The 21,004-nt window shown below is 62.5% G+C and carries 14 protein-coding genes and 1 tRNA gene; 7 read left to right on the top strand and 8 right to left on the bottom strand.

Annotated elements, in window-relative coordinates:
- The first annotated feature begins 203 nt into the window (after positions 1 to 203).
- The 3 genes from ACVC5H_RS05160 (at position 204) to ACVC5H_RS05170 (ending at position 3,114) form a co-directional block, all read left to right on the top strand.
- Positions 204 to 1,445: an MFS transporter gene (locus ACVC5H_RS05160; protein WP_489621313.1), complete on the top strand. Its 1,242-nt coding sequence runs from the start codon at positions 204 to 206 to the stop codon at positions 1,443 to 1,445.
- A gap of 18 nt (positions 1,446 to 1,463) precedes the next feature.
- Positions 1,464 to 2,000, top strand: a complete 537-nt coding sequence (ssb, locus tag ACVC5H_RS05165; RefSeq protein WP_489621314.1) for a single-stranded DNA-binding protein — start codon at positions 1,464 to 1,466, stop codon at positions 1,998 to 2,000.
- A 220-nt stretch (positions 2,001 to 2,220) separates the two neighbouring features.
- Positions 2,221 to 3,114, top strand: coding sequence for an alpha/beta hydrolase family protein (locus tag ACVC5H_RS05170; protein WP_489621315.1), 894 nt, complete (start codon positions 2,221 to 2,223; stop codon positions 3,112 to 3,114).
- Positions 3,115 to 3,190: 76 nt separating this feature from the next.
- Here the strand turns inward: ACVC5H_RS05170 and ACVC5H_RS05175 are convergent, their stop codons facing one another.
- The gene (locus ACVC5H_RS05175; protein ID WP_489621316.1) at positions 3,191 to 4,405 is read right to left on the bottom strand and encodes a branched-chain amino acid ABC transporter substrate-binding protein; all 1,215 of its coding nucleotides are present in this window, start codon (positions 4,403 to 4,405) and stop codon (positions 3,191 to 3,193) included.
- Positions 4,406 to 4,778: 373 nt separating this feature from the next.
- Here ACVC5H_RS05175 and ACVC5H_RS05180 point away from each other — a divergent pair, with 373 nt between their 5' ends.
- Entirely contained in the window at positions 4,779 to 6,485 is a 1,707-nt protein-coding gene (locus tag ACVC5H_RS05180) for a methyl-accepting chemotaxis protein (RefSeq protein ID WP_489621317.1), read from the top strand.
- Positions 6,486 to 6,615: 130 nt separating this feature from the next.
- Here ACVC5H_RS05180 and ACVC5H_RS05185 read toward each other — a convergent pair whose 3' ends face one another.
- Positions 6,616 to 7,704 (bottom strand): ATP-binding protein, encoded by a 1,089-nt coding sequence (locus tag ACVC5H_RS05185; protein ID WP_489621318.1) that lies wholly within the window; start codon positions 7,702 to 7,704, stop codon positions 6,616 to 6,618.
- Positions 7,705 to 7,725: 21 nt separating this feature from the next.
- The gene (locus ACVC5H_RS05190; protein ID WP_489622650.1) at positions 7,726 to 8,466 is read right to left on the bottom strand and encodes a response regulator; all 741 of its coding nucleotides are present in this window, start codon (positions 8,464 to 8,466) and stop codon (positions 7,726 to 7,728) included.
- Positions 8,467 to 8,634: 168 nt separating this feature from the next.
- Between ACVC5H_RS05190 and ACVC5H_RS05195 the strand changes: the two genes are divergently transcribed.
- Positions 8,635 to 11,730 (top strand): multidrug efflux RND transporter permease subunit, encoded by a 3,096-nt coding sequence (locus ACVC5H_RS05195; RefSeq protein ID WP_489621319.1) that lies wholly within the window; start codon positions 8,635 to 8,637, stop codon positions 11,728 to 11,730.
- 2 nt (positions 11,731 to 11,732) lie between these two features.
- Here the strand turns inward: ACVC5H_RS05195 and ACVC5H_RS05200 are convergent, their stop codons facing one another.
- The 3 genes from ACVC5H_RS05200 to ACVC5H_RS05210 all read right to left on the bottom strand — a co-directional run bounded on the left by ACVC5H_RS05200 (position 11,733) and on the right by ACVC5H_RS05210 (position 14,027).
- Complete coding sequence (locus ACVC5H_RS05200) at positions 11,733 to 12,038, bottom strand: hypothetical protein (RefSeq protein WP_489621320.1); 306 nt, start codon at positions 12,036 to 12,038, stop codon at positions 11,733 to 11,735.
- 201 nt (positions 12,039 to 12,239) lie between these two features.
- Positions 12,240 to 12,316: transfer RNA gene (locus ACVC5H_RS05205), tRNA-Arg, on the bottom strand.
- Between the two features lie 82 nt (positions 12,317 to 12,398).
- Positions 12,399 to 14,027: an OpgD/OpgG family glucan biosynthesis protein gene (locus tag ACVC5H_RS05210; protein WP_489621321.1), complete on the bottom strand. Its 1,629-nt coding sequence runs from the start codon at positions 14,025 to 14,027 to the stop codon at positions 12,399 to 12,401.
- Between the two features lie 968 nt (positions 14,028 to 14,995).
- On the opposite strand from ACVC5H_RS05210, the gene ACVC5H_RS05215 reads away from it, so the two are divergent.
- On the top strand, positions 14,996 to 16,222 hold the full coding sequence (locus ACVC5H_RS05215; RefSeq protein ID WP_209585377.1) for an IS256 family transposase: 1,227 nt from the start codon (positions 14,996 to 14,998) through the stop codon (positions 16,220 to 16,222).
- A 241-nt stretch (positions 16,223 to 16,463) separates the two neighbouring features.
- Here ACVC5H_RS05215 and ACVC5H_RS05220 read toward each other — a convergent pair whose 3' ends face one another.
- Positions 16,464 to 17,531, bottom strand: coding sequence for a type II asparaginase (locus ACVC5H_RS05220; protein ID WP_489621322.1), 1,068 nt, complete (start codon positions 17,529 to 17,531; stop codon positions 16,464 to 16,466).
- A 569-nt stretch (positions 17,532 to 18,100) separates the two neighbouring features.
- Here ACVC5H_RS05220 and ACVC5H_RS05225 point away from each other — a divergent pair.
- A complete protein-coding gene (locus ACVC5H_RS05225) occupies positions 18,101 to 19,603 on the top strand; it encodes an AMP nucleosidase (protein ID WP_489621323.1) in 1,503 nt (500 codons plus the stop codon).
- 78 nt (positions 19,604 to 19,681) lie between these two features.
- Here the strand turns inward: ACVC5H_RS05225 and ACVC5H_RS05230 are convergent, their stop codons facing one another.
- On the bottom strand, positions 19,682 to 20,905 hold the full coding sequence (locus ACVC5H_RS05230) for an MFS transporter (protein WP_489621324.1): 1,224 nt from the start codon (positions 20,903 to 20,905) through the stop codon (positions 19,682 to 19,684).
- Between the last annotated feature and the right edge of the window lie 99 nt (positions 20,906 to 21,004).

Genomic DNA, 21,004 nt, shown 5'->3' on the forward strand with positions numbered 1-21,004 from the left:
GCGCCACGCCAGCTGCCCTTGGGCAGGGCGCGGGGGCTTGATGCAGGACATGGAAGCGCGTCAATCCCGCTGGATGGGACCGTATTGCTGGCCCGGTGCTGCCGGTCGGCCGGACTATCCTGTTACCATACGGTTTTTGCCCTGGCCGGGTTTGCACCATTTCATCATTGGCCGGGCAGCCGCCAACGCCAGCCACGAATCGTATGTCCCACCACACCCGTTCCATCGCACAGCCAGAAAAATCCGGCATGTCGCGCGCCGAGGTGCGCGCCAGCGTTTCCCTTGCCTCCATTTTTTCCCTGCGCATGCTGGGCCTGTTCCTGGTGCTGCCGGTGTTCGCGGTGCATGCGCACAGCCTGCCGGGTGGTGACAGCGACACCCTGGTCGGCATCGCCCTGGGCATCTACGGCCTGGCACAGGCCTGCGGGCAGATTCCCTACGGGATTGCGTCCGACCGCTACGGCCGCAAGCGCATCATTGTCATCGGCTTGCTGCTCTTTGCGCTGGGCTCCTTCGTTGCGGCCGGCGCCCAGAGCGTGCTGTGGCTGCTGATCGGCCGGGCGCTGCAGGGATCGGGCGCGATCTCGGCGGCCATCACCGCCTTCATTGCCGATTCCACCCGTGAAGAGCATCGCACCAAGGCCATGGCCATGGTGGGCGCCTCCATCGGCGTGACCTTTGCCGTCTCGATGGTGGCCTCGCCGCTGCTCTACAAGTCCATCGGCATGGGCGGCATCTTCGGCCTGACCGGCGTGCTCTCGCTGATCGCCATTGCGGTGGTGGTCTGGGTGGTGCCGGCCGCACCGATGGTGCAGGCACGCCGCGTGGCGTTGTCCGAGGTCTTGCGCCATGCGGAACTGCTGCGGCTCAACTTCGGCGTCTTCACGCTGCACCTGACCCAGGTCGCCATGTTCATGGTGGTGCCGGCTGCGCTGGTGCAACTGGCCGGCATCCCGCTGGGCGAACACTGGAAGATCTACCTGCCGGTGGTGCTGGCTTCCTTCGTGCTGATGCTGCCGCCCATCTTCGTGGCCGAGAAATATGGCCGCATGAAGCCGGTCTTCATTGGCGCCATCAGCCTGATGCTGGTAGTGCAGCTGGGCTTCTGGGCGGTGCTGTCGCACCCGCTGGCCAAGGTGTGGATGCTGGTGGCGCTGCTGTTCCTGTTCTTCGTCGCCTTCAACATCCTGGAAGCGGCCCAGCCCTCGCTGGTCTCCCGCATCGCACCGCCAGCGGCCAAGGGTGCAGCGCTCGGGGTGTACAACACCTTGCAGGCGCTGGGACTGTCCTGCGGCGGCGCCCTGGGGGGCTGGCTCAAACAAAATGTGGGGAATTCCGCCGTCTTTCTCTTGTCAGCCGTGCTCACCCTGACCTGGCTTATAATCGCGGCTAACATGAAAAACCTGCCGCGCCGCTCTGCGCAGGCGGCGGGTGCAACAGCCTAAACGTATTCAGGAGAAACAATGGCATCGGTCAACAAAGTCATCATCGTCGGCAATCTCGGGCGCGATCCGGAAACACGCTACATGCCCAACGGCGAAGCCGTCACCAACATCGCCGTCGCCACGACCGAAAGCTGGAAGGACAAGAACACCGGCGAAAAGAAGGAGCTCACCGAATGGCATCGCATCACCTTCTACCGCAAGCTCGCTGAAATCGCCGGCCAATACCTCAAGAAGGGCTCGCAGATCTACGTCGAAGGCCGCCTGCAGACCCGCAAGTGGCAGGACAAGGAAGGCGTGGAACGCTACACCACCGAAATCATCGCTGACACCATGCAGATGCTGGGCGGCCGCCAGGGCGCCGGCGGCGGTGGCGGCGGCATGGACGAAGGCGGTTATGGTGGCGGCGGCGGCGGCGGTGGCGGTGGCAGCTACGGTGGCGGCGCCCCGCGCCAGAGCGCCGGTGCTGCATCTTCCGGCGGCGCTGCGCCGCGCCAGCAGCCGGCTCAGCGTCCGGCACCGAACTTCTCGGACATGGACGACGATATTCCCTTCTGAAGTCGCGTCAGGCCCATTCTGTCCATCGGGCAGACGCCGTAGTTGCCGGTCACCGAACCCCTCTCTCCGTCAAAGAGCGAGGGGTTTTTTCATGCCATTCGCATGTGCGTCTCTTGCTATGCAAATAATTGCAATTTGCACGTGCACTGATCGCCGCCGCTGGGGATTTTTGCAAAAATAGAATCGTAGTCTGCCATCTTGCTCCCCTGACCGATCTTTCATGAAAAATAAAAATCCGCTATTGCACGCCCTGCTCGCTGTCTGCAGTTCTCTGTTGCTCTCCGGCGCCGCGCATGCCGGCATCATCGAACAAAGCATTTCCATTGCGACGCCGGAACAGCCCGGCTCCGGGCATATGCTGCATCTGGTCGGGACCGAATATCGCCCCGAGGGAGCGGGGCCGTTTCCGCTGCTGCTGATCAATCACGGCACGCCGCGCAGTGGCAAGGACAGACGCTCGACCACGGATATCTATCAGCAACAGGCGCGTCTGTTTGCGGCCATGGGCTTTGTGGTCATCAATCCGATCCGGCGCGGCTACGGCCAGTCCGACGGACCGGGCAACGACAACTACGGCAGTTGCAGCGATCCCTCCTACTACGAAGCCGGCCTGGGTTCGGCGGTCGATATCAGCGCCACCATCGACTACGCCAAACAGTTGCCCTACGTCGATGGCAAACACATCGTCCTGCTGGGCAAGTCCACCGGTGGCGTGGCGGTATTGGCCACGGCCAGCCTGGACATCCCCGGCGTGGTGGGCGTGATCAACTTTGCCGGCGGGCGCGGTTCGCAGGCCCCCAACTACGTCTGCAATGAAGACAAGCTGGTGGACTCCTTCAGGCGTTATGCCAGCACCACGCATGTGCCGATGCTGTGGCTGTATGCCAGGAATGATCGCTTCTTCGGGCCGTCACTGGCCCAGCGGCTCACCGAGGCCTACCTGTCGGAACACGTCAATGTGCGTTTCGTGCAGCTGCCCTGGTTCGGCTCGGACGGTCACGCCTTCTTCGACGTGATCAAGAATGCGCCGCAATGGATGAAGGAGGTAGCGCCATTCCTGTCGCAGCTGGGGTTGAATCTGTCTGCGCCGGTGTTCGAGGAACCGGCGCGCTGAACGTGCAGGTGGTGTGCCCGACCATATGACAATGAGGCCCGTTCTTCAAGGAGCGGGCCTGTTTATTTGGCTGCGCTCACTGGCATTTCTCGTTCTGCCCCGCCCCCGGTGGAAACACGCCCACCTGGCGCCATTGCCCTTTGCTGTGATACTGGTATAGCCGGAAGCGCGGCGCCGCGTTGGCGCCGCTGGCCGTGAAACTGATCGTCCCGCTCAGGCCCGCATGGCGCATCCGGTGCAAGGTGGCCGCGATCTTTTCGCCGTCGGTCGAATCGGCTTGCTCAATGGCGGCGATCATCATGCTGGCAGCGTCATACGCATAGTAGGAATAAGGACTGGGCGCGGCGTTGTAGCGCCGCACATAGGCCTGGGTGAAGGCCTTCCAGCGCGGACACTGCCCGCGGGCCAATTCGTATTCCAGCACATGGGCCTGCGGCACTTCTCCTTCGCCGAACGACAGGGTGCTGGCGCCTCCCACCAGCAGCAGCCTGGCATCCAGCCCGGTGCGCCGCACTTCCTCGACGAAGGCCGCCGCCTGCGGAAACAGCGCAAGGAACACGATCACATCGGCCTGATACTGGGTCGCGGCCTTGATCGCCGCACTGAAGTCCGTACTGCGGCGGCCGACCAGATAGCGTGTGGCACTCAGTCCCGGACGCTTGATCAGGTGCTCGGCGAGCTCATCGGTGAGCGCATTGCTGTACGCAGAGTCATTGTGGATGACGAAGACACGTTTGCCCTTGAGGCTGTTCGCCGCTACCTCGGCCAGCACCGCACCCACATCTGCCGTCCCGCCCACCACCCGGAACGGCATGCGGTTGCCCTGGCTGGTCCACTGGCTGGTACCGGCCGTAAAGCCGATCTGCGGGATGCGGGCCGCTTCGTACAGTTCTGCCGTGGCCATGGCGGCATCGCTGCTCCAGGGACCAATGACACCGGCGACTTTTTCCTTGATGAAGTAACGCGCCACGTTGACGCCGAAATTGGCGGTTCCCTGGTCATCCTGGGCCAGCAGGCGAAAACGATACGAAGACTTCTTCCGCGCAGCCAGGGCGTTGCCATCCTCGACGGCCATCTCCGCGCCGCGCCAGGCACTTTGCACGATGGGCTGCGTCAGCCAGGCGCTCAAGCCCAGCTTCACCGGCCGGACTTCCTCTGACCTGGCTGGCGCCATCGTCCACGGCAGCAATGCGGCGATCAGGATCGCCCTCGTGATGGTGACTCTCCACATTTCATCCCCCTTGGCCTGGTTCAAGCTGTAGCGGCCCGTGATCTTGTGATGGTCTTGCATCGGTGCTCAGGTGCGAAGCCAAAATATACACATCCTGGCCCCCCGTGCAGCATGCGCAGACGCAAGACAATGCGCCTCATCAATGACTTCTGATGCCGCCTTCTCAGGCCGGTTTGGCTGCAGGCAAGCCAGCTTCCCCCACTTCTTCATCAAAAAACCGTCAATCAGGAAAATCCTTGTCTTTTTCCCGGGAAAAAACACTGAGCTCATCAGTAAAGACCATTGAAAAATCAAATATAACTAATAAAATAAATTTTGCATCGTTAATTTAGTTTATTTATTTAAATTAATGTTAAATCGTGATTTTTGCCAAGCCCACTTCGGTGCGCTGCGTCCAGAGCGCCCGAGTGAATCTCTTCCATAGGGACTCTTCATGAAAACGTCGCTCATTGGCCGCTTCACCATCCGTCAGATCTTCATCCTGCTCACCACGGTGATCAGCCTGCTCATGCTCGCCATCGTGCTGGTCGCGATGGTGCTGGAGCAAAGCGAAGCCGATCTCAATGCAGCCAATGAAAACCGTTATGAATCGTTCCGCCTGGCCACTGAATTGCGCCAGAGTTCGGACGACCTGACCCGGCTGGCGCGGACCTACGTCGTCACCGCCGATCCTGCCTATGAGAAACAGTACGAGGCGATCCTGGCCATTCGTGACGGCAAGAAGCCCCGTCCGGAAAACTATGACCGCATCTATTGGGACTTCGTGGCCGCCGATGGCAAGCCGCCCCGTCCGGACAGCAGCCACAGCGTCGCCCTGATCGAGCTGATGCGCCGGGCCGGCTTCAGCGAGGCCGAGCTGGCCAAGCTGGGCGAAGCCAAGGCCAATTCGGATGCCCTGGTGAAAACCGAAACGATGGCCATGAACATGGTCAAGGGGCTCTACCAGGATGCCCAAGGCAACTTCACCCGGCGCGGCGATCCCGACCTGGCCAAGGCGCGCGAACTCATGCACGACCATGCGTATCACGTCAACAAGGCCAACATCATGCGGCCGGTCGACCAGTTCTTTGCCATGCTCGAGGCCCGCACCTCGGCGCGTGTCGAGCAAGCTCGCGCTCACTCGGCAAAAATGTCGGCGCTGTTCTACGCGCTCATCGGGGTGGCACTGGTGGTGCTGGCCTGTACCCTCATGCTGGTCTACAAGGCCATCCGCGATCCCCTGGCCCATGCCGCCAGCGTGGCGCGGCGCGTGGCGCAAGGCGACCTGACGGCCGAGATCAACGGCAACATCAAGGGCGAGACCGGCGAATTGCTGGAGGCCCTGCGCACCATGCAGGCGGGTTTGCAGACCATCGTCACCGACGTGCGCGACGGTGCCTATCGCATCGACAATTCGGCCACCGAGATCGCCGCCGGTACGCTGGACCTGTCCACCCGCACCGAGCAGCAAGCCAGCTCGCTGGAAGAAACCGCCTCGTCGATGGAAGAAATCACTTCCACCGTCAAGCAGAATGCGGGCAACGCCCGGCTCGCCAGCGAACTGGCCAGCGCCGCCTCGGCCGTGGCACAGCGCGGCGGGGCGGTGGTCACGCAGGTGGTGGAAACGATGGGCGCGATCAACGCCTCGTCCAAGAAGATCGTCGACATCATCGGCGTGATCGACGGCATCGCCTTCCAGACCAATATCCTGGCCTTGAACGCGGCCGTGGAGGCGGCGCGCGCAGGCGAGCAGGGGCGCGGCTTTGCGGTGGTGGCCAGCGAGGTGCGCAGCCTGGCACAACGCTCGGCAGCCGCCGCCAAGGAAATCAAGGAGCTCATCGACAACTCGGTGAGCAAGGTCGATGCTGGCAGCCAGCTGGTCAACCAGGCCGGCAGCACCATGGACGAAGTGGTCAGCAGCGTGCAGCGGGTGACCGAGATCATCGCCGGGATCAGCACGGCCAGCCAGGAGCAATCTTCGGGCGTGGAGCAGGTCCAGCAGGCGATCAGCCAGATGGATAACGTGACGCAACAGAATGCCGCCCTGGTGGAGCAGGCTTCGGCGGCGGCCGAATCGATGCAGGGACAGGCCCACAAACTCAGCGAGCTGGTCGGCGCCTTCAAGATCAGGAACCCGTCGGGCTCGCTGGCAATGCGCTAGCGCCGGAAACGCCCCACGGACGGGGGCTGGCGGGCGATGTGAACAGAAATTCAGTCCCGGGCCGGGAAAGCCGGACAGGCGGCATGGCCGATCCGTACAGCGTGAACATTCCGGCGATTTTTGGGCGGTTTCATCCCGGCCAGCGCAGTTCGAAACAGCTCCCGCCCAGGTCCGAGGGCCGGCAGTCTGCCTGGCCCTGATGCGCGCTGGCGATGGCGCGCACCACGGCCAGTCCCAGGCCGCTCCCCTTGGGCGCCGCCTCGGCCGCATGCGCGCCACGCTGGAAGGCGTCGAAGATCCGCCGGGCGTCCGTCGCCCCCAAGCCGGGGCCGCTGTCCTCCACCCGCAGGCAGTGCTGGCCATCGATCTGCTTGGTACTGATGCGCAAGGGCCCCGGCGTGGCATGTTGCAGGGCGTTTTCCAGCAGGACCAGCAAGGCCTGGCGAATGCGCAGCGGGTCGCATACCGCGGCGTGCGCACCAAGCGCGAAGGTGAGGGTGAAACCCTTTTCCTGCAGTGCCGCCTCGCAAGCCTTGAGCACCGTCATGACCTCGTGCCGCAGATCGGTCTGCTGCAACTGGATGCGCAGGTGGCCGCTCTCGGCCAGGCCGACGGTACGTAAATCCTCGATCAGTCGGCCCAGTCCTTCCACTTGCACCAGCAAGCTGGCAAAGAGCGCCGGATCCGGCTGGAACACGTCATCGGACAAGCCCTGCAAACGCCCGCGCAGGATCGTCACGGGCGTCCGCAGTTCATGGGCAATCGCGGCGTTCCAGAAGATGCGCTCCTGCTGCGCACGCTCCAGGCGTTCGGCCATGGCGTTGAAGTCGCTGATGAGTTGCGAAGCCTCGTCCAGCGGTTGCCGCTCGGTCGCCGCGCGTGCGGCCAGGTCGCCTTGCGCCACGCGGCGCAGGCTGGTGGCCACCGAATTGAGCGGCGTGAGGATGCGGCGCGACAGGCGCATCGCCACCCACACCGCGATGGTCACGCCAATGGCCGTGCTCACGATGATCCAGCCCCATTCCGCCAGCGAGGGCAGCCAGCTATCCGGTGCCGAGAGCGCCGTGGGCAGCAGGATGAACATGGTCGAATAGAACGCGTACGAGCCCAGCATCACCATCAGCATGATGCTCAACGCCAGGATGGCGATGGAGCGGATGATCTGGCGCGCCAGTCCCTTGCCGCGCCAGAGGGTGATGAGATCGTTGCCGGGTTTCATGCCGGCCTTGCCGCGCGCCATTCAGCTACCCGCCCCGAAGCGGTAGCCGACCCCGCGGATGCTCAACGGGATGCCGGTCAGGCCGAGGTCTTCCAGCTTCTTGCGCAGCTTGCTGACGTGGCTGTCCACGGTGCGTTCCAGGGTATCGCCTTCGGGCAGGCAGGTCGCCAGCAGTTCGGCGCGGCTGAACACGCGGCGCGGTGCGCGCGCCAGCTGCGCCAGCAGTTTGAATTCGGTCAGGGTCAGCACCAGGGTGTGGCGCACTCCCTCGATCTCGGCCACCACCTCATGCTGTTCGAAGTCGATCACGAAAGGAGGCACCCGCAGGATGCGCCTGTCATCGCGCGCATCGCGCGGCAGGCTGCGCCGCAGTACCGCTTCCACGCGCGCCACCACTTCGGCCGGATTGAAGGGCTTGACCACGTAGTCATCGGCACCGATGCGCAGGCCCGTGAGCTTGTCCACGTCCTGGTCCAGTGCGGTGAGCAGGATCACCGGTGTATGGCCGCGCTGGCGGATCTGCGCCAGCACCTGCCAGCCATTGACCAGCGGCATCTGGATGTCCAGCAGCACCAGGTCCGGCTTGAGCGAGAGATGCAGTTCCAGCGCTTTGGCACCATCGGCCGCGTGCACGCTGCGCATGCCGCTGCGGGCCAGGTAGGCGGCCAGGATCTCGGCGATCTCGGTGGCATCCTCGGCGATCAGGATCAGCGCACCCTGCACCGCCGTACCCTCGTCCAAGCCCAACTGTGGTGCGGCCATTGTTGCCTTCTCCATCGAAACTCCATAGTTGTATCGCGCAATCCTCACACCGATGGCCCAGACTCCGCCTTTGCCCACGATTGTACTGTCGCCCTGTGCCAAGCAACAGGGGGCTCACCTGGCTTGGTGGGCCACGCTCTTCGCGCGTTCCCCTCGATGGAGTTTTGCATGCCCCGCTTTTTCATCGACCGCCCCATCTTTGCCTGGGTGGTCGCCCTGTTCATCGTGCTCTTCGGCGTGATCGCCATGAGCCAGTTGCCCATTGCCCGCTATCCTTCGGTGGCCCCGCCCAGTGTGACGATCACCGCCACCTATCCCGGTGCCACGCCGCAGACCATGAACGATGGCGTCATCAGCCTGATCGAGCGCGAGCTGTCAGGGGTGAAGAACCTGCTCTATTTCGAATCCTCGGCCGACACCTCGGGCAGCGCCCAGATCACCGTCACCTTCCAGCCGGGCACGGACCCGGAACTGGCCCAGGTGGACGTGCAGAACAAGCTCAAGGCCATCGAAGCACGCCTGCCGCAGACGGTGCGGCAGAACGGCGTGAGCGTGGAATCGGCGGCCTCGGGCTTCCTGCTCATGGTCAGCCTGACCTCGGCGGATGGCCACCATGATGAAATCCGTCTCAACGATTATCTGGCCCGCAACATCGTCGAAGAACTGCGCCGCATCGAAGGCGTGGGCCGTGTGCAACTGTTCGGTGCCGAACAGGCCATGCGCATCTGGATCGATCCCTTCAAGCTCAATGCCTTCGGACTGTCGGTCGGCGACATCAGTACAGCGATCAGCCAGCAGAACGTACAGGTTGCTCCCGGACGCCTGGGTGATACGCCAACTGTACCGGGCCAGCAGATTGCCATTCCCCTGACTGTACCGGGCCAGTTGCAGTCACCGGACCAGTTCACTTCCATTGTGCTCAAGGCAAAGGCGGATGGTTCGCGGGTACTGTTGGGCGACGTCGCGAAGGTCGAGCTGGGGGCGCAGTCCTATGCCTTCGCCAACCGTGAAGACGGCAAGCCCGCAGGCGTAGCCGCAGTGCAGCTTTCGCCCGGCGCCAATGCCGTGCGCACTGCTGCTGCCATCCAGGCGCGCATGGAAGAACTGCGCCCTGGCTTGCCGCAGGGCATGCAGTTCTCGCTGCCCTACAACACGGCCCCCTTCGTCAAGGTCTCCATCCAGAAAGTGGTGCAGACCCTGATCGAAGCCATGGTGCTGGTGTTCCTGGTGATGTTTCTGTTCCTGCAGAACGTGCGCTACACCATCATCCCCGCCATCGTCGCGCCCATCGCCCTGCTGGGCACGCTGGCCGTGATGCTGGTGGCCGGCTACTCGGTCAATGTGCTGACCATGTTCGGCATGGTGCTGGCCATTGGCATCATCGTCGATGACGCCATCGTCGTGGTGGAAAACGTCGAGCGCATCATGGCCGGGGAAGGGCTCGCCCCGCGCGAGGCGACCATCAAGGCCATGCGCGAGATCACCGGCGCCATCGTCGGCATCACCCTGGTCCTGACGGCGGTGTTCATTCCCATGGCCCTGGCCAGCGGATCGGTCGGCGTGATCTATCGCCAGTTCGCGCTGGCCATGGCGGTGTCCATCCTGTTCTCAGCCTTGCTGGCGCTCAGTCTTACGCCGGCGCTCTGTGCCACGCTGCTCAAACCGGTAGCGCCTGGCCATCATGAGAAGCGCGGCTTCTTCGGGGCATTCAACCGCGCCTTCGCGTGCCTGACGCTGCGCTACGAATCGCTGCTGGGCCGCGTGATCGCGCGGGGCTTGCGCATGATGCTGCTCTATGGCGCGCTGTCGCTCTTGCTGGTGCTGGGTTTGCGAGCACTGCCCTCGGCCTTCCTGCCGGAAGAAGACCAGGGCTATTTCATGACCAGCTTCCAGTTGCCCGCCGATGCCACCACTGAGCGCACTGCGCGCGCGGTGGATCAGTTCGAACGCTACCTCAAGACGCGTGAGGACATCGGTGCCAATCTGTCCGTGCTGGGCTTTGGCTTCTCCGGCTCCGGCCCCAATGCCGCGATGGCCTTCACCGAACTGAAGGACTGGAAAGCGCGCAAGGGCTCCACCGCCGCCCTGGAAGCCCAGCAGGCCCAGGCCGCGATGGAGAACCGCGTGGATGGCATGGTGATGAGCCTGCTGCCGCCGGCCATCGATGAGCTGGGCAATTCCTCCGGCTTTGCCATGCGCTTGCAGGACCGCGCCAACCAGGGCCATGCCGCGCTCAAGGCAGCTGAAACGCAGCTGCTGGCGCTGGCCGCCCGGAGCGACAAGCTGGCGGGCGTCTATTCGGATGGACTGCCGCCCGGTCCTGGCGTGCAGCTGGCGGTGGATCGGCGCAAGGCCGCTGCGCTTGGCGTGTCCTTTGCCAGCATCAGCGACACCTTATCGGCCGCCATCGGTTCACTCTACGTCAATGATTTTCCCAATGCGGGCCGCATGCAGCAGGTCATCGTGCAGGCCCAGGCCGGATCTCGCATGCAGATCGACGATGTGATGAAGCTGTATGTCCGCAACCAGAGCGGCGGCATGGTGCCGCTGGCGGAACTGGTGCGCCCTTCCTGGCAGATGTTGCCGACGCAATTGCAGCGCTATCAGGGATTCCCGGCGGTGCGCATCTCCGGCAGTGCCGCAGCGGGCGTGGCCAGCGGGGAGGCCATGGCCGAGATGGAGCGCCTGGCGCAGCAATTGCCGCCCGGCTTTGCCGTGGCGTGGACCGGCCAGTCGCTGCAGGAACGCCTCTCGGCAGCGCAGGCGCCGATGCTGATGGCCTTGTCGATGCTGGTGGTGTTCCTGGTGCTGGCGGCACTCTACGAGAGCTGGCGTATTCCGCTGGCGGTCATGCTGGCGGTGCCGCTGGGACTGATCGGCGCGGTGGCGGCGGTGATGTTGCGCGACATGCCCGATGACGTCTTCTTCAAGGTCGGCATGATTACCGTCATCGGGCTCTCCGCCAAGAATGCCATCCTCATCGTGGAATTCGCGCGTCAGTTGCGCGCCGAGGGCGCCGGGCTGGTGGACGCCGCGATCAAGGCGGCGGTGCTGCGATTGCGGCCCATCCTCATGACCTCGCTGGCTTTTGCGCTGGGCGTGCTGCCGCTGATGCTGGCCTCCGGCGCCAGCGCCGAGACGCAGCGTGCCATCGGCACGGGCGTCTTCGGCGGCATGGTCAGTGCCACCGTGCTGGCGGTGTTGTTCGTGCCGCTGCTGTTTGTGCTGGTGATGGGAACGGGGCGCCGCCGCGCTGGTGGATAGGCTCAGGCGCCAACCGGCGGCGCGAAGTCCCCATCCTTGCGCGGCGGGGCATCCGCTGGTGCCGCCTGTACTGGCGGCGGGCCGGCCGGTTCATGCTGCTGCGCGCCCTCGGCCACCATGCTGCTTTCCTGGGCGACGGGCTGCATGTCTTCTTCGCCGATGACGGCGGGATGGCCTGAGGCCGTGCCGGCAGGCACATTAGCGGCGCGGCTGCGGTTGAGGTCGCCATAGCGGCGCAGTACCGGCCTGGCGGCGGCCAGCATGGCCAGTGAACCGGCGGCCAGCATGAGCAAGGAGGTCTTTTTCATTGCGGCTCCTGTGGGCATCGCGGGGATGCAAATCGGGGAAGCCTTGATTATCCCCAGCCGAGCTGAGGACGCCTGTCGGACGATGACGCAACCCGCCGTCGGCCAGGCTTTGATTTTGTGGATGAGCTGATGCGCTGTGGAAAACCAAAAACAAAAACAAAAAAGGGCCCATCTTGCGATGGACCCTTTTTCTACTACATATGGTGCGGCTGGCAGGAATCGAACCCACGACCCCTTGGTTCGTAGCCAAGTACTCTATCCAGCTGAGCTACAGCCGCGAAAGAACGAGATTATAAGGAGCTTTTCTAAAAAGTACAAACATTTTTTCGCGACCCCGCAAAAAAACTTCATGGCCGCGCTTCAATACACCTCCCGCGAGGCAAACGGGTGGTACTGGAACAACCAGGTCTCGCTGAGCGCCTGGCCCTGGTGGCGCAGGAACAGGCGCAGCTCGACCGGCTCCTCGCCGCTGGCGGTGAGATCGAACTGCGCGCGCCAGTGGCCGGGCACGCCGTCGGGCAGGGCTTCGGTATAGACATAGGAAATGCTGCCGCGCGAAGCGGTGATGACGGCTTCCGGTTTCACGCCGAAGGGCAGGGTCTCCAGCGGCTTGCCCTTGAACTCCACCATGAACTTGCGCACCTGGGGCGGCCGCGCCTGGCCCGGCTGGCCGCCGCGTCCCAGGCGCGTGGCCACGCAGCGCGCCAGCGGGGTAGGGAAGGGCTCGTCCTGCTGCCAGTAGAGCCGGTAACGCAGGCGATATGCATTGCCCGCGCGCGCCGGGGACTTGGGCACCCACATGGCGACGATGTTGTCGTGGATCTCGTCGTCGGTGCGCAGCTCGATGAGCTGCACCTCGCCATCACCCCAGTCGCCCAGCGGTTCCACCCACAGGCTGGGGCGGCGCTCGTAATGCACGCCATCCAGATAATGATCGAAATCCCGGTCGCGCTGCAGCAGCCCGAAGCCGCGCAGGTGCTCATCGCTGAAGGCCGACGCCATGGTGCGCGGTGGATTGTTGAGCGGGCGCCACAGATGTTCGCCCGCGCCATTCCAGATCGCCAGGCCGTCCGAGTCATGCACCTCGGGCCGCCAGTCCACGCCCGTGCCCTTCACTGTTTCCGAGAACCAGTACATCGAGGTGGCCGGTGCCAGTCCCAGGCGCGCCACGTCGCGGCGCAGGAACAGGGACTTGTCGATCTCCATACCGACGCCGCCCCCCTCCTTGCGCTGCATCGCGAAGCGATAGGCGCCGGTGATGCTGGGGCCATCGAGCAGGGCGTAGACCACCACGGTATCGCTGTCCTGCGCGGAGGGCTCGAAGAAGAATTGCGTGAAGTCGGGAAATTCCTCCGGCCGGTCGGCCTGCGCCACGTCGATGGCAATGCCGCGGGCCGACAAACCGTACTGGTACAGATCACCGATGGCGCGGAAATAGGACGCGCCCAGAAACGCCACCCAGTCATTGCTGCGCCAGTCCTTGACCTGTTGATCGGCCAGCCGGCTTTCCTGGAAGCGGAAACCGGCAAAGCCACTGCCCGCAGGCAGCCGGTGCGCGGGGCTGTCCGCCGGCATGTCGAAGTAGTCATCGCGGTAGGACACTTCCCGCGCGTGTACCGGTACAGTGGCATCGCCTTGACCAGTAAGGATGAACATCCGTACCGGTACACGGAAGAACTTGCCGAGATGGAAGAAGGTCACCGGAAACGCGCCGGGACCTTGGGCGAAGAGGGCATCTGTGGTCTTGAAGCGGATCTTGCCATGGGCTTCGTAATCGATCTGGTCCAGCACCTCGGCGGGCGCGGCGGGCGGGGCCTGGTATGGCGTGCGGGCCATGTCGCGGGCGCGGGCGATGAGTGTGTCGAAGGCAAACGGCTGCGCGCGACCCAGGCGCAAGCCCTGTGCTGCCAGCGCGCGCGGCGAGAGGCCCAGTGCGGCCATCGCTGAGGCGGCGCTGGCGGCGGCGAGGAAACGGCGGCGGCTGGGCATGGATGGTTCTCCTGTGAGGCGGCCCCATGGCATTGTCGGGGCGAGGCGAACTCTACAGAGTCAGTGCGGCTGTGCTTGGTTCCGCCCACCGCTATGAGGTAGTACATGCACTCAATTTCAATGTCGCGTGCGGCAACCGCAGCGATTAAGTGACCCTATCGATGGACCAATCGAATCGGTTCCCATACCGACTGGCTTACATGACATCTTCTGGGGCGCATACAAGCGTTGATACAATCATCCCAATGCTGACAAAGTGACAGGAAAAGCTAATTGCCATAGAATTACCGTGCAATAAGAATTACGTAATTTCCTCCGGAAAATAGTCACATAAGATGTAACGGGATATCTACGTCAAGACTTAGATTAATTAGCTTCACTTTAGGTGTTGGGGCAACACCGAGGCTGATTGAGATCACAAAGAATTCAAATAAGGGGCTGTGATTGGCGAAGCACAAAAAATTCGATGCGTCTTGGCCGATGGCCGGCTATCTTCATCAGTGTCGACCGGCCTAGTCCAAGCAAAACACCACACCGGCAATAGCGAAATCAGCGAAACCGGCGTCGACTTTTGGAAGACTTTGCGTGTCTGGATCGATGGATACTTAAGTGGAGCCGTGAGCAAGTCAGATAGTCGCGCCTGAAAGATGACTCTTCTGGGCCCGCTGATCGCTACTAAAGATTCCTAACGCCTGTTGGCCAAAGATAAAAGCGGTTAATTCAAACAACACAATCAAAATTCGGGGAATTGACTTGGATGCGTTAAAAACCGCAACAGCACTCGCGCAGGAGTGCATTACTAGTGCGCCTGTCATCTTGCTCGGTAGTGGGGCGTCGAATGCTCATGGGATTCCTGGCATGTGGCCGCTAGGAGAGCATCTTAAGACCTCCACGTTACCAATGGGCCTGTACATAATTTTGTGTAAACGGACTATTGGCAGGAAACTGTCGCCTTGTCCGGAGCCACAATGAGTAAAAAGAAACACGACGTACCCGAAGAATTACTGGCTGGATTGCTAGCCAATTACAAGAATCCCGAAGATTTAATAGGTGAAGAAGGCCTGTTGAAGCATCTCACCAAGCTGGTGGTGGAACGAGCCCTGGAAGCCGAGCTGAGCGAGCACCTGGGCCATGAGAAGCACGGGAGCGTAGCCAATGAGTCGGGCAACACCCGAAACGGCAAGAGTCGCAAGACGCTAAAGGGCGAATTCGGCGAGTTGCCAATTGAAGTTCCTCGAGACCGTCATGGCAGCTTCGAACCGAAGCTGGTAACCAAGCATCAGACGCGCTGGGCCGGCTTCGACGACAAGATTATTTCGCTGTATGCCCGTGGCATGACAGTAAGAGAGATTCAGGCGCACCTGGAAGAGATGTATGGAACCGAGGTGTCACCCAGCCTGATTTCATCGGTCACTGACGCCGTTGTCGATGAAGTCAAAGCCTGGCAAGCTAGGCCATTGAATCCAATTTATCCCATCGTTTATCTCGACTGTATCCATGTCAAAGTGCGTGAAGGAACGGTGCGAGTAAAAGCCGTCTACCTAGCCATCGGCATCACCATGGACGGTGAGAAGGAGGTGTTGGGACTGTGGCTAGCGCAAACGGAAGGCGCCAAGTTCTGGCTGCAGGTTGTCACTGAGCTGCGTAATCGCGGCGTGCAAGATATCTTCATCGCTTGCGTTGACGGCTTGAAGGGCTTCCCGGATGCCATCGAAGCTGTGTTCCCGAAGACCACGGTGCAGCTGTGTATCGTCCACATGGTCCGGCACAGCTTGAATTACGTCTCATGGAAACGACGTCCGGAGGTGGCGGCTGACCTACGATTGATTTACCAGTCGGCAACCGCCGAAGAAGCCGAACTCCGACTCGGTGAATTCGAAGAGAAATGGGATGCAGAGTATCTGCCTATCGGCCAATCCTGGCGGCGCAACTGGCCCCGTCTGATTCCGTTCTTCGACTTCCCACCAGAGATTCGAAAGGTCATCTATACGACCAATGCCATCGAGTCGGTCAACATGAGTTTGCGCAAGCTGACTAAGAACCGGGGCTCGTTCCCCAGCGATGAGGCGCTGATTAAACTCTTCTTCCTGGCCCTGCGCAACATCAGTAAAAAGTGGACGCTGCCCATCCGAGATTGGAAAGCTGCACTGACTCGGTTTACTATCCAGTTCGGTGAACGTATCTCTATGAATTAAACGAAATCCCGTTTACACAAAAAATCGGACACGCCCAAATGAGCATACTCTCCGTCGAGCACGAGTTTGTTCGACCAATTCAAGAATGCCGAATTACTAAAGAGCGATATCTATCATTTTCACGCCAGGAATAGCTGGGCATGTACTACCTCATAGCGCCGCCCACAAAAAAGCCCGCTGCGCAGGCAGCGGGCTTTCAGGCTGATGCTGATGCTGATGCCGGATGGCCGGATCGGCAGGATCAGTATTCCCAGAACATCTTCTGGATTTCCTTGGTATCGGTGGTCTTGGTCAGCGCCAGCATCAGCAGGATGCGGGCCTTCTGCGGGTTCAGCGTATCGGAGACCACGAAGTCCAGCTTGTCGTCATCGGCTTCGCCGTTACGTGCCACGATGCCCTGGCCGACACGGCTCGAACGCACGATCACGACACCCTTCTTGCGGGCTTCGGTCAGTGCCGGCACCACGGTGTTGTTCAGGCTGCCGTCACCCACGCCGGCGTGGATGATGCCTTGCGCACCAGCGGCCACGAAGGCGTTGAGCGCAACCGGGTTCATGTTGGCGTAGCCGTAGACGATATCGACTTGCGGCAGCTTGTCCAGGTTCATGATGTCGAACGGGGTGTCGACCGTGTTCTTGCGGGTGGACTGGCGATAGAAGTAAGGCTTGTTGCCCTGGATGTAGCCCAGGAAGCCCAGTTCCGGCGTCTTGAAGGTGTCCATGGTGGAGGTGTTGGTCTTGGTCACTTCACGGCCAGCATTGATCTGGTCGTTCAGCGCCACCAGCACGCCCTTGCCCACGGCTTCCTTGGAGCCGGCCAGCAGCACGGCGTTGTACAGGTTGATCGGACCATCCGCGCTGATGGCGGTGGACGGACGCATGGCGCCCACGATCACCACCGGCTTCCTGCTCTTGACCACCAGGTCCAGGAAGTAGGCGGTTTCTTCGATGGTGTCGGTGCCGTGGGTGATGACGATGCCATCCACGTCGCTCTGCGCCAGCAGGGTGTTGACGCGCTTGGCCAGCTTGAGCCAGGCGTCGTTGTTCATGTTCTCGCTGGCGATCTGCATGACCTGCTCGCCGCGCACGTTGGCGACCTTCTTCAGTTCGGGAACGGCAGCGATCAAGGCATCCACGCCGACCTTGGCAGCGGTGTAGCCGACGGTGGTGGTGCTGGTGGCGCCGGTACCGGCGATGGTGCCGCCGGTGGCCAGGATGACCACGTTGGGCAGGTTTTGAGCGTGAGCTGCAGCGGCCGCAGCCAGGCAGAGCAGGACCAGCATGTGCTGGAAGATTTTTTTGATCATCATGTGTGCCTCTGAACGAATGATTGAATGAATTTTCTTAGTTTTTATTGGTAGCCCGGCACGGATGCTCGACGTCTTGCTGCGTGATGCCATCCCGGCCAAAGCGCCGACACGATAGCATCGGTGCGCGCTGCAATCAAAGCTTTTTTTATCCGATGAGAAAGCCGCATGGCAGAGCGCTTTGCGGCAGGCAGCCATGCACGTTTCGTGCGTTTTGTAGGGCTGGAAGTGAGCAAAAAGGGCAGAATGATGTGCCGCTGGCGCTGTGCTGACGCAGATGCCGGCGGCCTCGGGCGCCATGCCTGCGGGGTCGCGTTGGCGCGGAGAAAAATTAAGTAAATCTGGCCGGAGAACTTGGAAGATACCACCGAACCGGAGGGTGGCAAAGCCGGACAAGTGCGCCATTGTCCTGCCTGATCCGCGCATGCTGCGGCTGCATGGAATCCGCCGCTCTCGGGTAAGATGGTGCTGCGCACAAGTTGTTTCGATGAATGACCGGTCCAACCGGCCGCGCCGCTCCAGCGCATTGGATTGAACCCCGGTGCGGCGCGCGGCAATGATGGAGAACCACGATGTTTGCCACAGAAAAATTCACCAACCCCGAAGCTGCCTATGCGCGCGTGCTGGAAATCTACGAGCACAACACCGCCATCCTGCGCGATGCCTTCCGTCAGTTCGCCAGCGATGCGGGGATGCAGCAGCGGGTCCGCGCCTGCTATCCCTTCGTGCGCATCACCACGGAAAAATCCACCCACACCGATACCCGCCAGTCCTTCGGTTTCGTCGCCGGTCCTGGCTGCTACGAGACTACGCTCACGCGTCCCAAGCTGTTCCATCAATACCTGCTGGCGCAATTCAAGCTGGTGCTGCAGAACCATGACGTGCCGCTGGAAGTGGGCGTGAGCGACATGCCCATCCCGGTCCACTTCGCCTTCCCCGAGGGCATCCACGTCGAGGGCAGTCTGGACCCGGAGCACCTGCGCACGCTGCCCGACTACTTCGACCTGCCCGACCTGGCGACCATGGACGACCGCATCGCCAACGGCACCTATGAAGTGGACAATGGTGCCTGGCGCGAAGGGCCGCATCCGCTGGCGCTGTTCACCGGACCGCGCATCGACTATTCGCTGCATCGCCTGCGCCACTACACGGCGACTTCGCCGGACCAGTTCCAGCGCTATGTGCTCTTCACCAACTACGCTTTCTACGTCGATGAATTCGTGCGCCTGGGCCGGCGCCTGATGGAGCCGACCGACGATCCGGATGAGCTGGCTTATCGCCGCCAGTACACTGCCTTCGTCGAGCCCGGTAATGTCACCACCTGGAGCGCCAACCAGACCGGTACAGAGACCAGGCCAGTTTCCGGTGTGGCACCGGCACGGCAGCCGCAGATGCCGGCCTATCACCTGCAGCGCGCCGATGGCAGCGGCATCACGCTGGTCAACATCGGTGTGGGTCCGTCCAATGCCAAGACGGTGACCGACCACGTGGCGGTGCTGCGTCCGCATGGCTGGCTGATGCTGGGCCACTGCGCGGGCTTGTCGGCTTCGCAGCGCATGGGTGACTACGTGCTGGCCCACGCCTACGTGCGTGACGATCATGTGCTCGATGACGACCTGCCGCTGTGGGTGCCGATCCCGGCGCTGGCCGAAGTGCAGCTGGCCCTGCAGGATGCGGTGGCCAGCATCACCCAACTGGAAGGCTACGAATTGAAGCGCATCATGCGTACCGGTACAGTTGCCTCGGTCGATGACCGCAACTGGGAGCTGCGCGACCATCGCATGCCGCTGCTGCGTTTCTCCCAGAGTCGCGCCATCGCACTGGACATGGAAAGCGCCACGGTGGCTGCCAACGGCTTCCGCTTCCGGGTGCCTTACGGCACGCTGCTGTGCGTGTCGGACAAACCGCTGCACGGTGAAATCAAGCTGCCCGGCATGGCCAATACCTTCTACGAGCAGCGCGTGGCGCAGCACTTGCAGATCGGTATCCGCGCCCTGGAGCTGTTGCGCAACAATGGCATCGAGCAGGTGCACAGCCGCAAGCTGCGCAGCTTTGCGGAGCCGGCGTTCCGCTGATGGCGTCGTCGTCCTTGCTGCAAACGGGAACGCCCGCGACAGAAGATGTCGCGGGCGTTTTTGTTCGTGGGGGGCGGATCAGCGCGGCAGGCGATGCGTCATGGTCAACCGATAGTAGAGCCCGGCGCCGATCAAGAGGGCCACGGCCGCCACGCACAGCGACGGCGTAAATGAACCGCTGCCGTGGACCAGTGCGGTGGCCAGCGGCGGCCCGGCGATCTGGCCGATGCCATAGGCCGCCGTCATCAGGGCCATGAGGCTGCTGGCCTGTTCGCGGCGCAGGCGGCGCGCCTCGCGCATGCCGAACAAGGTGATGGCCGTGAAGGGCAGGCCCAGCAGCAGGCAGCTCAGCGCGAATCCGGGCGCACTGGGAACGAGGATGGACACCAGCACACCCGCCGCCTGCATCAGGTAGGCGGCGGTCAGCAGCAGGCGCTGGTCGCCCTGCACCGACAGGCGTGTCGCGCTGAAGGCGCCCAGCGCCACCGACAGGCCGAAGATCGGCCAGAAGTAATCCGGCCAGGCCGAGCCCGGCAGCGCCTGCCGCGCGATCACCGGCAGGAAGGTGGCGGTGATGATGTAGCCGAAGCCGGCGATGCCATAGGCGATCACCTGGATCAGGACTTCGCGCTTCTGCTGAGGCGATTCGGCGGGAGGGGCAACAGCGGCCTGGCTGTCATGGCTGTGCACGCTGAGCCCTCGTCCTGCATCGAAGCTGAAGGACTTCCACACCAGCGCAGTGAGCCCCAGCGCAATCACGCCGAAGGCGATCCAGCCGCCCGCGGCCAGCCAGCCCGCCGCGATCATCGGACCCGAGAGCAGGCCGGTCAGGGCGATGCCCAGTCCGGGGCCGCAGAAGATCACCCCGCCCAGTTCCGGACGGCCGAGCTGCGTCAGTTGCTGCAGGCACCAGCCGGCCGTGTAGACGAACACATAGGCGCTGGCCACGCCCGACAAGAAGCGCATCCACAGCCAGGCCCAGTCGTGATGCAGCACACCCATGCCCAGCGTGAGCAGGATGGTCACCACCAGTCCCGCGCGCAGCATGGCCACGCCGCGCTTGCTGCGATGAAAGGCACACAGCATGGCGCCAGCGAAGTAGCCGAGGTAATTGGCCGTGGCCAGCCAGCCGCCCATCTGCAGCGACAGGCTGCCCTCATGCAGCATCATCGGCAGCAGCGGCGTGAAGGCGAAGCGGCCGATGCCCATCGCCACCGACAGGGCCACCATGCCGGAGAGACAGACCTTCCAGGCCAGTGCATGGACGGAGGCGACGGGAATGGATGAGGCGGGCTGGGTCATGGACTTCGCTAAGGCGTGAGGGGAACGGCTGTCTATGCTATCGTCTTTCGGTCATTCCAAAAAATGAATAATTGGGATGAATCCATCTTGATTCGAGAA

This window comes from Herbaspirillum sp. Her3, assembly GCF_057961275.1.

Coding starts and splice junctions, on each gene's coding strand:
- ACVC5H_RS05160 (WP_489621313.1), top strand. CDS start 204: ATGTCCCACCACACCCGTTCCATCGCACAGCCAGAAAAATCCGGCATG.
- ssb (WP_489621314.1), top strand. CDS start 1,464: ATGGCATCGGTCAACAAAGTCATCATCGTCGGCAATCTCGGGCGCGAT.
- ACVC5H_RS05170 (WP_489621315.1), top strand. CDS start 2,221: ATGAAAAATAAAAATCCGCTATTGCACGCCCTGCTCGCTGTCTGCAGT.
- ACVC5H_RS05175 (WP_489621316.1), bottom strand. CDS start 4,405: ATGCAAGACCATCACAAGATCACGGGCCGCTACAGCTTGAACCAGGCC.
- ACVC5H_RS05180 (WP_489621317.1), top strand. CDS start 4,779: ATGAAAACGTCGCTCATTGGCCGCTTCACCATCCGTCAGATCTTCATC.
- ACVC5H_RS05185 (WP_489621318.1), bottom strand. CDS start 7,704: ATGAAACCCGGCAACGATCTCATCACCCTCTGGCGCGGCAAGGGACTG.
- ACVC5H_RS05190 (WP_489622650.1), bottom strand. CDS start 8,466: ATGGCCGCACCACAGTTGGGCTTGGACGAGGGTACGGCGGTGCAGGGT.
- ACVC5H_RS05195 (WP_489621319.1), top strand. CDS start 8,635: ATGCCCCGCTTTTTCATCGACCGCCCCATCTTTGCCTGGGTGGTCGCC.
- ACVC5H_RS05200 (WP_489621320.1), bottom strand. CDS start 12,038: ATGAAAAAGACCTCCTTGCTCATGCTGGCCGCCGGTTCACTGGCCATG.
- ACVC5H_RS05210 (WP_489621321.1), bottom strand. CDS start 14,027: ATGCCCAGCCGCCGCCGTTTCCTCGCCGCCGCCAGCGCCGCCTCAGCG.
- ACVC5H_RS05215 (WP_209585377.1), top strand. CDS start 14,996: ATGAGTAAAAAGAAACACGACGTACCCGAAGAATTACTGGCTGGATTG.
- ACVC5H_RS05220 (WP_489621322.1), bottom strand. CDS start 17,531: ATGATGATCAAAAAAATCTTCCAGCACATGCTGGTCCTGCTCTGCCTG.
- ACVC5H_RS05225 (WP_489621323.1), top strand. CDS start 18,101: ATGTTTGCCACAGAAAAATTCACCAACCCCGAAGCTGCCTATGCGCGC.
- ACVC5H_RS05230 (WP_489621324.1), bottom strand. CDS start 20,905: ATGACCCAGCCCGCCTCATCCATTCCCGTCGCCTCCGTCCATGCACTG.